We start from the raw sequence: 13283 nt of genomic DNA on the forward strand, positions 1-13283 counted from the left end.
TGCGTAGGGTGGGCCAAAACCCACCCTACCACTACACTCTCACATACTTCTTCAATACTTCTTCACCGAGCTGCCACAAAAACCGTCCAGTCGCACGAGCCTGACGCCCTAACAACGACCATTGCTCTTGTTGACGGAGAGTCTTCAGGCTACGCAGCAGCAATGTTCGCTTAGCTTCCGGAAGAATCTCCACCAATAATGGCACCAGCGCCTCGTCAACGTTGTACACACGGTCAGGGAGTAAACAGACAGGCACAACCAGTTCAGGATCAAGTGCAAGATCAGCAGCAACAGCAGTCATTGCCGCACGAATCGTATGGGCTTTGGCAGCATCTGGAACCGCAACGTTATAGGGAGGGTCCCACTCTCGCACCGGGCGCAGGAGGTCAGTATGCGAAAGGACAGCGAGAACGAATGGGGGACGGAGTTCAGGGTGGACAGCAAAGTGTCGATCAATGAGAGAAAGTAACCGCCGGTCAGCATCGCGTGCAGCACTCACCGCCGAGAGAACCAAGAGTAACACATCTGATCGTTGCACTTCCTCCAATGATTCATCGAAACGAGCTTGGGGAACGGTCGCATCCTCATAGCCACCCATGTCGGACATAATCACCTTGCCACCTAACTCGTGGCGATCGAGCACATAGGGAGTCACCTGTGCAGTCGTTGGCACTACGTCGGTCGCAACACGCAGTTCACCAAACAACGCATTCACTAGACTCGACTTCCCTGCTTTCGCCTGCCCAAGCACCAAGATGCGAAGGGGTTCAGACGAGTGCTGGTCGGCAGTCAGGAGCGTCGCACTGTCTGGCGATAGCGGAAGTCGTCCCTCAAGACGGCGGGTCACCAGCAGTTTGCCACTATAGAGTTCGATCGCATGGTACCCAACTCGATCAACGTACCACTTTAGGATCCATTGTCTCAGCGTTTCTTTGGTAAGGTCAAAGAGGCGATCAGTGACGAACCACTGGAAAAGCGCATTTTGCCAATTCAGTATGGGGTAAAGCACACGATAGACATCGTAGGCGGGTTTCACTTTCTGCTGCAATCGATATCCACGTACGGCATCACCAATGGTAATCCGATGCGCCAACGGCACCTCAGCAGTGATGGTGGCGAGGTCTCGCGCGGTTTCTTCAAGTGCACGAAACAACAACGGCACCTGCACCGCGAGCAACGGCTCTTTGTCGTTCGGATGATAACACTGGGCAATGCGTGTGAGGATCTCTCGCCCCAGCGACCAGAACTGGTCAGTTTCTTTGAGCGTCAACTCTCCACGATCGATCTGTTCGATATATTCCTGGACTAATTTCCACGCCGCTTCATCACGCGGCGCAAGGTCAGCAGGCAACGTCGAAGACGGCTGCGGGAGGACTGCTCCAGGAACCTGGCTCCAGCGACGAAACAAGATCAACGCAAGAGCTTGAACCGCTAAAAATCCGAGCCCTGCCCAACTCAGCCAACCGCGATCGTACAACCATAGGATACCAGCTGCAGCGAAGACCACGACTGGGATCGAGAACAAGAAACCCAGGAGCCAGAGACGCCAACCTTTGAATTGCGAATTGGCGATCGCGGATTGCGAATTATTGTCAATCTCATGACTTTTCATTCCGCACTCCAAGATCCGCCTGCCGTAATATGCTCATCCCTTCTGCAAGTTTGTCGTCATAAAATGACTTGATTTGCTCAGGTCGTGGCAAGTGGCCATCAAAAATCTCCTGGTAGTAGAAACAGAGTGCACAACCGAGAGCATACGTCGTTGCACCGGCGTATACACCAGCAATAGCATTGCCAAAGCCGGGAATAACTTTGAGAAGGCTACGAGCAGCCTGGCGAAAAAGCAAACCTAAGCCAACGGCTCCGGCCAGTTCAAGAAACGTCTTCACGCGCATCGGTTGCCGATAGATTGAGGCCACGGCGTGCACCATCTTAAGCTGTATCGCACTAATCACAGGCAAGTCAGCAATTGGCAATGGTGTTGCGCCGGCTGCATCAGCCAATAACGCATAGGCGAGAATGTGAGGCTGGGCCTGGCGGAAATGCAAACTCTTCAGCTCGGTTGTCAGATGAGGCAATTGTTGCAGTGTCTGATAGACCGCATGCGGATGCGCTTCTGCCAATGCTGTCAGTAGTGCCTCTCGGCCATAGAACTGCTCAGTAAACCCATCCTCGGGGAGGGTAAAATCAACCGGAACAAATTGTTTGACCGGAAGACGGTCGAATAACGCGCGTTGGAATAGTAACGCACGAACGACATCGTTGGGCAGATGAGAAGCGAACGACTCGTGTCCAAAGGGATATGGCATGACGTGGTCATGCATCTCAGGTGGATAGCCTTGATGTAAAGTCGTTTGCGCAACGACGATCGGCCAGGTCGGTTTGTCACGGACGATCACTTCGAGAGCTGAGATGACCTGCTCAAGCGCCATATCCATCGCCTTAACCACAACTAACAACATATGAGCCTCGTCGCGAAACGCGGCGAAGTCTTCGTGTGGGTCGTATCCCGCTTCTCCAAGGCCACGTGTATCAAGAAACACAGCCAACGGAAACTCGCGGTTTGGGAATTCGTAGCGTGAGGCCCAACGGGTACACGGCGCAAATCCCGAACCGATTTGCGCACGTTCGGCACCAGTCAAGGTGCGAATGATCGAAGTCTTCCCCGACTGCACTTTCCCTAATAGCCAGATCACCGGCGGTGGGGTCCCCTGGCGGAGACGTACAAGTGCAGCTTGAAAATCTTCCTCACTGAGGCGAGGGGAAAAAAGCTGGCGTAGCCGTTCAGTTATAATAGCGGTAGAGTCCTTCTGCGACACAGACCGGTTTATCGCTGCCTTCGACTTCAAACGAAATCCCTACGGTCACTTGTATACCACCAGCAACGTCCTCAACATTGTTGAGCGTTGCCCGAGCTCGCACCCGTTTGCCAATCATCACCGGCGAGGGAAACCGCAATTTGTTTAGTCCATAGTTCACGCCCATCTTGATGCCCTGCACCCCCCAAATCTGGTCCATCAGATGAGGGGCAAGTGACAGCGTGTAATAGCCATGCGCGACAGGCCCACCAAACGGCGACTCCTTCTTCGCACGTTCGACATCGATATGAATCCACTGGTGATCATGGGTAGCATCAGCAAACTTGTTGATTTCGTCTTGCGTCACCAGATGCCACTCCGACACTCCGAGTTCTTTGCCAACGAATGATTTCACATCCTTAAACTCAACGACACGTTTTGCCATGTGGACCTCCTATTCTGATGCGTAATGCGTAAGAACGTAGTCAGTAGTCAGCATTCAGTAGTCAGTAGTCAGTAGTCAGTAGAAAAAAACCTTGAGCTCGTTGATGTTCCTAAATCAAACTACAGAACATTCGTATACTTGACGCTCAGACCTCTCGCTCCTGTCATTCTGAGCGGAGCGAAGCGTCTCTCGGAGAGACCCTGCGTTACACCCAAGGTGACACTGCGGTTGGACCAATCTGCTGTGGTTTGCTTTAGGCCCCAACTCTTTTCCCCTTTATTGTTTATCCGCCTGCCGTAAGGCAAATCGTTGGATCTTGCCAGTCGCAGTTTTCGGCAGAGCATCAGCCAACTCTATCCAGCGTGGAACTTTATAGCGTGGGAGTTTCCCACGAATATGTTCTTCTATCTCCGGTAAAATACTGTCACTGTGTCCTGGTTTCAACACAACCACCGCACGGGCTTTATCGAGGCCATCACTATCCGTTCGTGCGACCACAGCACATTCGTAGATCGCAGGGTGCTCCATGATGACACCCTCGATTTCGAGTGGCGAAACCCACATACCAGAGACTTTCAGCATGTCGTCGGCACGGCCACAAAACCAGAAATATCCATCTTCATCACGTCGATAGAGGTCACCGGTACGAAACCACTCGCCCTCAAGGACCGCTCGCGTCTTCTCTTGTCGATGCCAGTATCCAGGCATGTTACTATCGACTTTCACCAGTAGCTGCCCTTCCTGGCCCATCGGAACAGACTGCCCGTCATCATCAACGATACGGGCCTCAGCTCCATCCCGCAGTTGACCCGAGCTGCCAGGTCGAGAATGACCAGCGCGATTGGCAAAAACGATGAATGTGGTCTCCGTCAACCCCATGACGTCGAGCCATTCAATCCCGAAACGATCACGCCACTCCTGGTGAACACGAGGAGGTAACACTTCACCACCACACGCGCAGTAGCGAAGAAACCGTAAATCCTTGCCACTGACGTCTTCTGGTACTTGCAGCATGGCGTTGAGGAACGTCGGTACGCAATAGAAGTGAGACGGTCGATACTCGTGCAGGGCAGCAAAGGCTTCAGCTGGGGTCAGACGTTTTTGCGTGATGACTGACGTAGCTCCCGCCGCTAATGACTGGAAGACAGTCACAACCAGTCCGAGTGCAAAGAAGACCTTACTAAAGCAGAAAGAGACCGAATGTTCATCGATTTGGCACAAGTCAACGGCAAACTGGAGACACGAATAGGGGTCGTGGTGCAAATGGATGACGGCTTTCGGCAATCCTGTACTGCCCGAAGTGTACAGCCAGTAACAGGCATCGTCTTTGTGAGTAGGAGCGGCTACGAGTTCTGGCGACGCTTTTTTGAGGCGTGACACAAGGCTAGTTGCACGATTTTTCTTTTCACCGCGCACCAGAACATTCTTCAGCGCTGGACATTCTTCACGTCGCGCAGCCAAATGCTGCCAGACAGCATCTTCGACAATGAGCGTCTTAGCCCTGCTGTCATTGAGAAAATACACATAGAGATCAAGCGGAGCATAGGGATTCAGCACCACTGGAACTGCACCAATTTTTGCCGCACCAAGGAACGCACCCATGAGGTCCGCGGAATCGTAGAGAATCAAAGCAACGCGATTCTCAATTTCCACACCACCAGCAGCAAGGACATTGCCGTAGCGATTCTGTAAAGCTGCAAGATCTGCGTAGCTGAGTGGCCCGTCATCAGTGAGATAGGCTGCCTGCGCACCTCGCCCTAATTCAACTTGACGGTCAGCCAGGTAAGCGGTGATGTTCAGCTGTTCGGGAATAGGTCCATCAAGAAACGGCACAACTCCTCCTACTGCGCAAAGATCTCAATAATGGTGGCTAAATTCTCGCGTACGCGCTCTTGTGGCACCGTGCGCGCTGGTCCAACACCTGCAGTATAGAGTGTAGGGAAGTCCAATACCTCACGGTAGCGTTCAAGTTGTTTACGACAATCGTCTGGGGTGCCAGCCAGGGCTAAGTTATCGATCATGTCGTCAGACACCGCATCGGCAACAGCCTCCATGTCGCGCTTTTCAAAGAAGGCCTCGCGAATAGCTTCCTTCTCTTTTTGCCAGCCATGATAATCGAGGATGCCACCATAGGAACGAGTCGAGCAATAAAAGCCGATCTGATAGGCCGCTTCTCGCCGTGCCTGCTTGCGGTCCTTGGCAATGTTGGTAATCAACCAACTGGTGATCTTGAAAGCGTTACGGCTTTTTCCTGCGCGTTGCCAACCGATCGCAAGTTGAGGAATGCCAACCTCCTTCATGTACCGAGCGGAGTAGCAGGGATGTCCGGCAAGGCCATCGGCCACTTCTCCTGCTACACGTAGCATGATCGGATTCACTGCGGCCATATAAATCGGCAAATCCTGACGCAACGGTTTCGGCAACGTAAACCCGCGCGCATTCAAGCGGTAGAATTTCCCCTGGAAGTTGAGATCCCCTTCCCCGTTGAGTGCCCATACCTGACGGATAATCTGGATCAGCTCTTTAATCTGCGAAGCCGGATGATCGTACGGTACACCTAACTCATAGAGATTTTGTTTACGGGTGCCACTTCCCAATCCCAGGAGCATGCGACCATGCGACAGGCGATCAAGATCAACTGCAGAGACCGCGGTCTGCAAGGGGCCGCGCACGAACGCACGTGCGATACCTGAGCCGATCTGGATCTTCTTGGTGTTCGCAGCCATCGCCGCCATGTGAATAAAGGCATTCGAGCGTGGCGTATCAATCCCCCACGCTAAGCCGAAATTCGCCTCCTCCGCCATCTTGGCAAGGCGCGCGACTTCATTGATGTCATCAAGTTGTAGGGTGATAGCACGGAATTCCACGTTTAGCTCCGCTTCGCTACACAATGAAAAATTGAGAATGCAAAATTAAAAATTACTCGGCATTGTTGATTTAAGAGTCAGGTTGCTTTTATCTCATCACTTTCCATTTTTACATTTTTAACTCTTCATTATCTTCCCCGATCCATCTCCTCGACCGTTCCAATCCTTCGACTTCCTCACCGGTAGTGCGCTTGCGTTGCATCTCCGCGAGTCGAGCAATTTTTTCTGGGGTGGTCTCGGGAATCTCTTGGTGCGCATCAACAAGATGCCGCGCATAATCCTGTCCCACTGGACAGACGTCCACACAGCGAGTGCAGCCAGTATATGCACCTACTCCACGCAGCATCGTCTGCCAGATATTGAACGAATCACCGCTCCGCAACAGTTCCACCTTTTGTTCTGTCGTCCCCGCACGAAGCACGTTACCTACATGTGACACCACATGTGCAAACCCATGCGGTGAGGCATACGGAGCACATTTCTTCTTATCGAGCCCCCAGTGCTGGACGGCATCCCCAGGGCAGGCAAGAAGACAGCGCCCGCACGGCTCTCCTTGGCACAGAGGTTTTGTCATTCGCGTGTCGGGTTCAAGCTCTGCGGACGTAAGCACCGCGGTCAGAATAACGCGCGGCCCATACTCTGGCGTCAGTAACATTAAGTTTAATCCGAGCGTACCAATACCTGCTTCAACTGCGGCATGCACTAACGATAATGCCCCATACGTCCCACCTTCAGAGTAGGCGCTATAGTTGCGCGCAGCATCCGTGTGAATCGGTGGAACAATCAGCGCAGGAGCGCCACCTTCATCTTCGAGAAAATAGACCAACCGAAGTGACGCTTCTTCTAATTGTGAGAGCGTCAATTCTGCTGCATACTGCTTGTGACGTTCGTTCCAATCTTTCAACCGCGCGGGTCCGGCCAGATGTCGCTTTGCCAGCACGATCACGCTGCGGTTATCTTGCGGACTCACAAGCGTCGGCGTCTGCGGGTGGCGTGGATCAGGCGGATGCGCATCAAGTACCACGCCACTGGCAATACCGACGAGATCCGCACCAAATTCCTTAGCTTTCGCTTTTACAAGAGCTGAAGTAAGAGACTTCATAAAAACACTGAAGAATTAAAAATGCAAAATGAAGAATGAGAAAAACAGCATGAACAGGCAGAAAGAGAAGGTATGATGAGCAGCTACTGTCCTACACGTCATCCCAAAACCTCGCCTCTGGATATCCGCCTGCACGGACATGATGTACAAAAGCCCGCGACTTTGTCATTCCCGCGAAAGCGAGAATCCAGGTTCTTGGGGTGGAGAGGTTTAGGAATGAGTGTTCGTCCATGCTCCTTCTTGCTTCATTTTTCCTTCTCCATTTTTCATTTCTTAATTCTTCCCCTCTCCTCTTTTCTTCGGCGGTACATACCCTTCTTCTCCAACCCAGCGGATATTCCACGGCGATAACCCGGGCAACTCTTTTCCCGCTTTTCGATCGCTCTGCATCTGTTTGGCGGTGTTCACTTTCTGTTGATTTTTTTCGGGAATATCACGATGTGTGTCCGAAAGCCACTGCACGTAGTCTTCTCCCACCGGGCACACTTCGAGGCAGCGTGGACAATCACCAAACGCCCCGACCACACGCAGAATCCCTTGCCAAACAGCGTAGGCTTGCGGTGTCTGCAGCACTTTAAGTTGCCCGTCAGCTTCCGGAGCCTGCACGAACTTTTGTAAATGCGACAGCATGACCCCGTAGCCAAATTCCTGGGCAAACTGTGAACATGCGCGTTTATCGATACCCCATTGCAGCACCGCATTCGCAGGACAGGAATATAAACAGCGACTACAGGTCTCACCGATACATACTTGTCGCGTCAGTTTCTGGTCCGGCTCCAACTCCGCGGACGTCAACACCGCGGTCGTGTAACAACGCGGCCCAAACTCTGGTGAAAGGAAGTTCACTTCGAGCCCTAGGGTACCAAGCCCGGCCTCGACTGCGACATGGCGACCTGAGAGGTATCCATAACTGGCGCGTTTGAACTCCCATTTCGTTTCCTGTGACGCGAGCGGAAACGCAGCGACATCATGCTCTTCTAAAAATTGCGCCACGCGCATGCAGACTTTATCCATTTCGCGCAGTACAAGTTGGTCCATGTACTGGACACATTCGAGCCGTTTCGTACGAAATGCGCCAGCCGGAATTCGCTTGACGATGGCAACAACACTTTTGATCTCTGGAGAAATACGTTCTGGGGTTTGCGGAAATTTAGGATCGGGCGGGTGCGCATTCAGCACGGCAGCACTCGCGATACCAACAGCATCTGCCCCGAGTTCGCGCGCCTTTCCCTTCACCTGTTCTGCAGTAAGCGTCATGCCTTCCCCTCTTTTCGCTCGTCCTTTCGTTGGCTCTCTGCTTCTTATAGATAGAGCCTATGAACGATGCAATGTCGGATCGGCAAAAAGTCGGACTCTGCGTAGACTGCCAGCACACAAAAGTGATCGTCAGTGGCAAAGGGTCACAGTTCTTTCTCTGTCAGCGGGCAGAAACAGATTCTTGCTACAGCAAATACCCTCGGCTGCCGATGTTACAGTGCAGTGGGTACGAACCGCAGGAGCAAACGGGCTCGCAACGAAAAAAATCGTCGCCGTCCTAGTTCGCAGTCACCGAGAGACGTGCTACAGTCGGCGCTAGAGGGTGGAATGTCCAGAGCTAAATTGTATCTTCGCAAACGATCTTCTCGACCTTCCTCAACTCCACGATTACGGAAGCCATGCCCGCTCACTGGCGAAGCGCAGCAATCGAAACAGACAGGTCCCTCACTCGAAGAATTTACTCGTGAGGTCGTACGGGCGCTGGATACGTTACCGCAAGAAATTGTCGAGAAGCTTGCCAATGTCGCTGTGACGATTGAAGACTGCCCCTCTGCTGAAGTGCTAGCCGAGAAAGGCATTGCCAATCCCAACGAGTTGTTCGGCTTATATCGTGGCGTGCCTCGCCCGTGGCGCAGCGTCTTTGCGACGTTGGTTGAATTTCCCGATAAGTTCGAGATCTACTACCAGCCGATACTTCACTCTGGGCTGCGGCCTCGTGAGATGCGAGAACTCATTCGTCGGGTGGTCGTCCACGAAGTGGCTCATCACTTCGGCATGAGCGACCAACAACTGCGCGCGTTAGGGTATTAGACGAACAAGGTCTTGCCGTCTCGTTTGATTTTGCTATACCACCTCCCGAAGCTTCTCACGAATACAGAAGGAGGTTGAGTATGCCACTCGATCCGCAAGCAAAAGCGTTTCTAGACCAGGTCGCCGCCTCTGGTGCACCTGGATTTGAGCAAATGACCGTCCCACAAGCTCGCGAAGCCATCCGAGGTTTGTTCGCACCCAAAGAGCCGCCACTCGAACTCAAGAAAGTCGAAGATCATGTCGTCAATGCTGGTGGTGTCAAACTCCCAGTGCGTATCTATACCCCAGATGAGAAAGGACCTCTGCCCATCTTAGTGTTCTTTCACGGTGGAGGCTGGGTCATTGGCGATCTGGAATCTCACGATGCCCCCTGCCGTGCGTTAGCCAAGGGTGCAGGCTGCATTGTTGTTGCGGTTGATTACCGCCTTGCTCCTGAACACAAATTCCCTGCGGCTGCGGACGACTGCTATGCTGCAACCAAATGGGCAGTCATGAATGCCGCAGCTTTTGGTGGTGATCCGACTCGTATCGCCGTTGGTGGTGATAGTGCCGGCGGGAATCTCGCGGCAGCGGTTGCCCAGATGGCAACAGATCGTGGCGCACCGACGGTTAAATTCCAGCTCTTGATCTACCCGGTGACCAATTACTCCTACGACACGGCTTCTTATAAAAATAATGGCGAAGGGTATTTGCTCACAAAAGGTTCTATGCAGTGGTTCTGGAACCATTATTTGAGCAACCCGAATGACGGAGAGAATCCCTATGCTTCACCATTCCGCGGCCAGCGCTTAAGTAACCTGCCACCAGCATGGGTCATGACGGCAGAGTTCGATCCGCTGTGTGACGAAGGTGCAGCTTACGCCAAGAGAATGAAAGATGCTGGTGTGTCGGTTGAATACACCGAGTACAAAGGCATGATCCACGGCTTTTTCAGCCTAGGTCATATTTTCGATCAAGGAAAGAAAGCGGTTGCTGATGCCTGCGCGAAATTGAAAGCCGCGTTTGCGAAGTAGTTGTCAGGCGGGGCGTATTGCAATACGCTCCGCCGTTGAACAGTGTGTTAGTTGCGCAAAATCATCCCGGTATTCGGTACTCCATTTCCTGACGTCACGAGCGCGATCTCGGCATCCTTCACTTGGTTTATCGCTTGTCCACGGAGCTGACGCACAGCCTCCACAATATTCTCCATGCCGTGAATGTACCCTTCGGAGAGATTCCCACCACTGGTATTGAACGGCAGCGAACCTTTGCCGTGAAGCAGTTTCCCGTCAGCTACGAACGGTCCTCCTTCTCCACGTTTACAGAAGCCGAGTTCCTCAAAGGCCATCAGTACCAGCGGCGTGAAGTGATCGTAGAGAAAGCAAACATCAACATCTTTATGCGTGACTCCCGCCCGCGCAAAAAGCGCTTTGCCAACGACTGTCGATTCGGTCTCTTTACTTTGCACGTTTTTCACTACGCGATGAATGTTCCACTCGCCAGCACCAAACGCACCAGAAGTGATATACACCGGCTTGTGCTTGAGATCTTTCGCACGTTCTGCGGATGTAATGACCACAGCCGCACCGCCATCGGTTTCTAAACAGCAATCAAGTAAATGGAGCGGATCGGCGATCATGCGCGAATTTTGGTGATCTTCAATCGTGATCGGACGATTACGCATCACCGCATTGGGATTGTTTTGCGCATGCGTCCGGCAGGCGACAGCAATCGCCCCAAAATGCTCACTCTTGGTCCCGTACAGATGCATGTGACGCCGTGCCGCGAGAGCGACCATCTGTGCTGGACTGAACAGTCCAAACGGTTCCTGATACGCATTCACACCAGGTGCACCTTTGCGGACCGAGGCTTGCCCGTAACGTGGAGTACCGCGGCCAGAGCGTTCATTCATAGCACGAAACGCAACCACGCAGTTGGCCATGCCGGTAGCCACTGCCATTGCGCCGAGTACCACCGACCCGACCGGACCCCCACCGCCACCGTAACCAACTTCACCAAAGAACCGCAGTGCCGGAATGCCAAGGTTCGCAGCAATATCAATCTCGCTGTTATTGTCCATCGTATACTTGGCTATGCCGTCGATGTCGCTTGGCTTTAGGCCCGCATCTGAGATTGCCTTGAGAATCGCTTCAACTGCCAGACTCATCTCGCTACGACCAGAGTCTTTCGAATATTCTGTGTGGCCAACGCCAACAATCGCTGTCTTATCTTTGAGTGTTTCGATCATGGGCACCCTCCTGGCCGCCGATTAGAGCATAGCCCGTTGCAGTTTGCCACCACTCATCAAAATAGATAAGTGAGAAGTGGGGAAGGGAGAAATGCATACAAGAGAAATTCCGAACTCTGAGGGCGCCGAACGCCGAACGTCCGCATCTTCGCCCCCGCCCCTGTTCACCCGCGACTTCACCCTCCTCTGCCTTGTCACGTTAAGTTACTTTTTCAGCTTTTTCTTCTTCTTTCCGACGTTACCGTTCTACGTCAAACATCTTGGCGGCCAGGAAGCTGACGCCGGTCTCTTAATCGGCGTGTCGAGCCTCGTCGCGTTCGCGATTCGACCAATAGTCGGACGCTGGATCGATCGCTATGGCCGTGTCGTACTAATGAACATTGGCATAGGCTTGTTTGCTTTCACCGCGTTTCTTCATGCCTGGACCATGAGCCTTAATGTGTTGTTCATTTTACGAGTGCTGTATGGGCTCGCTCTTGGCTGCTTCACAACTGCGGCGAGCGCATATCTTGCTGATGTCGCGCCAATGGCTCGACGTGGAGAAGCTGCTAGTTACTGGGGTTTGGCCAGTCCGCTCGCTATGGGCATCATCCCTCCGCTTGCGCTTGGCCTGATGCGCAGTACTCGCCTACATCCAACGGAAACCTATCTCGTTTCTGTATTGCCTGGCTTCAGCTCGGCAGTCGCCTCAGCAGAAAACTTTACGCTGCTCTTCTTGACGGCAGGAGCTATCGCCACGCTCGCGTGCATCTTGAGTTCTGGCATGCATCAACGCTACACACCTAACCCTGCTGCCTCACGACCACCACTGTTTGCCCGTGAGGCACTGCTGCCCATGATCGTCAACATGTTCCTCTATCTTACGTTTACGTCGTACACGACGTTCTTACCGCTGTACGCCCGCACTCTTGGCATGGGAAACGCTGGATGGTTGTACTCGACCTACGCCGTTGCTCTTCTCAGCACGCGATTCTTTACCGCTCGGGTCAGTGACCAATATGGGCGCGCAGCCGTCATCCTTCCGGGCTTGGCGGCAGCACTTCTTGGCTTGTTGACGTTAGCCTTAACGCCTAATGCACAAATGCTATATCTAGGTGTGAGCTTGTATGGCCTTGGTTTCGGTTTGGCACAACCCGGACTCAGCGCGTTCACCATTGATCGTCTCACAGCAGAACGACGTGGCGTGGGCATGAGTACGTTTGGTCAGGGGTTAGAACTTGGTATGGGAATGGGGGGAATCCTGATGGGGTACATTGCTACCCACGCAGGTTTCACGACCATGTATCTGAGTGGCAGCGTGTGTGTCGCGACAGCACTGCTGACCTTTTTGCTGGGAAATCGTCGTCGCAACGGACAATAGTGCTAAAGTCCAAGAAACGGCAAAAACAAGAGCGTCGCCACTCCTCCACCCACCATCACTGCCCCCATTAAGGCTTGCTCACTTTTTTCCACCCACGTCGTCGGCTCGTCCGGGTCTTTAGGAACATCCTGTGAGAGCACTTCACTCTGCTTCAACACCGAACTGTCCCACTCTGGGGCATCAGCGAAGAACGGATCGTTCTTGAACGGATCGTTCGTTCCCATCAAGAAATCATCGTCGGCATTTTTTTGTTGACCGCTGCACGCGCTGACAAACAGCACGAGCAAGATCGCAAAGAGCCTGCTCAAGTGACGCATATCCACCTCATTTCTTCGTCCACCACCTCTCCATCAGTCTAACAGCGTAACATGATCGGCCTTAGGGTACTAGCTTCATAGCGACTGGTCTTCGACAAGA

At 52.9% G+C, this 13283-nt stretch carries 13 protein-coding genes; 4 read left to right on the top strand and 9 right to left on the bottom strand.

The features are described from left to right. Positions 1-31 precede the first annotated feature (31 nt). From FJ147_03110 to FJ147_03140, 7 genes are all read right to left on the bottom strand, one after another. Positions 32-1612, bottom strand: coding sequence for a hypothetical protein (locus tag FJ147_03110; GenBank protein MBM4254867.1), 1581 nt, complete (start codon positions 1610-1612; stop codon positions 32-34). After that, positions 1599-2849, bottom strand: coding sequence for a DUF697 domain-containing protein (locus tag FJ147_03115; protein MBM4254868.1), 1251 nt, complete (start codon positions 2847-2849; stop codon positions 1599-1601). The genes FJ147_03110 and FJ147_03115 overlap by 14 nt, the downstream gene beginning before the upstream one ends. Continuing rightward, entirely contained in the window at positions 2785-3243 is a 459-nt protein-coding gene (locus FJ147_03120; GenBank protein ID MBM4254869.1) for a MaoC family dehydratase, read from the bottom strand. Before FJ147_03120 ends, FJ147_03115 begins: the two co-directional genes overlap by 65 nt. A 276-nt stretch (positions 3244-3519) precedes the next feature. Beyond that, complete coding sequence (locus FJ147_03125) at positions 3520-5076, bottom strand: benzoate-CoA ligase family protein (GenBank protein MBM4254870.1); 1557 nt, start codon at positions 5074-5076, stop codon at positions 3520-3522. Positions 5077-5084: 8 nt separating this feature from the next. Further along, positions 5085-6110: an LLM class flavin-dependent oxidoreductase gene (locus tag FJ147_03130; GenBank protein MBM4254871.1), complete on the bottom strand. Its 1026-nt coding sequence runs from the start codon at positions 6108-6110 to the stop codon at positions 5085-5087. Between the two features lie 109 nt (positions 6111-6219). Beyond that, entirely contained in the window at positions 6220-7212 is a 993-nt protein-coding gene (locus FJ147_03135) for an epoxyqueuosine reductase (GenBank protein MBM4254872.1), read from the bottom strand. Positions 7213-7485: 273 nt separating this feature from the next. Next, positions 7486-8469: a hypothetical protein gene (locus FJ147_03140; GenBank protein ID MBM4254873.1), complete on the bottom strand. Its 984-nt coding sequence runs from the start codon at positions 8467-8469 to the stop codon at positions 7486-7488. A 71-nt stretch (positions 8470-8540) separates the two neighbouring features. Here FJ147_03140 and FJ147_03145 point away from each other — a divergent pair, with 71 nt between their 5' ends. The 3 genes from FJ147_03145 (at position 8541) to FJ147_03155 (ending at position 10292) form a co-directional block, all read left to right on the top strand. Next, a complete protein-coding gene (locus FJ147_03145; GenBank protein ID MBM4254874.1) occupies positions 8541-8750 on the top strand; it encodes a hypothetical protein in 210 nt (69 codons plus the stop codon). A 46-nt stretch (positions 8751-8796) separates the two neighbouring features. After that, positions 8797-9279, top strand: a complete 483-nt coding sequence (locus tag FJ147_03150) for a metallopeptidase family protein (protein ID MBM4254875.1) — start codon at positions 8797-8799, stop codon at positions 9277-9279. An 80-nt stretch (positions 9280-9359) separates the two neighbouring features. Then, the gene (locus FJ147_03155) at positions 9360-10292 is read left to right on the top strand and encodes an alpha/beta hydrolase (protein MBM4254876.1); all 933 of its coding nucleotides are present in this window, start codon (positions 9360-9362) and stop codon (positions 10290-10292) included. Between the two features lie 47 nt (positions 10293-10339). On the opposite strand, the gene FJ147_03160 is transcribed toward FJ147_03155, so the two are convergent. After that, entirely contained in the window at positions 10340-11506 is a 1167-nt protein-coding gene (locus tag FJ147_03160; protein MBM4254877.1) for a lipid-transfer protein, read from the bottom strand. A gap of 91 nt (positions 11507-11597) precedes the next feature. Between FJ147_03160 and FJ147_03165 the strand changes: the two genes are divergently transcribed. Further along, entirely contained in the window at positions 11598-12866 is a 1269-nt protein-coding gene (locus FJ147_03165) for an MFS transporter (protein MBM4254878.1), read from the top strand. 2 nt (positions 12867-12868) lie between these two features. Here FJ147_03165 and FJ147_03170 read toward each other — a convergent pair whose 3' ends face one another. After that, on the bottom strand, positions 12869-13183 hold the full coding sequence (locus tag FJ147_03170) for a hypothetical protein (GenBank protein ID MBM4254879.1): 315 nt from the start codon (positions 13181-13183) through the stop codon (positions 12869-12871). Positions 13184-13283: the final 100 nt, after the last annotated feature.

The sequence above is a fragment of the Deltaproteobacteria bacterium genome (assembly GCA_016874775.1).
Taxonomy (GTDB): domain Bacteria; phylum Desulfobacterota; class Binatia; order Bin18; family Bin18; genus VGTJ01.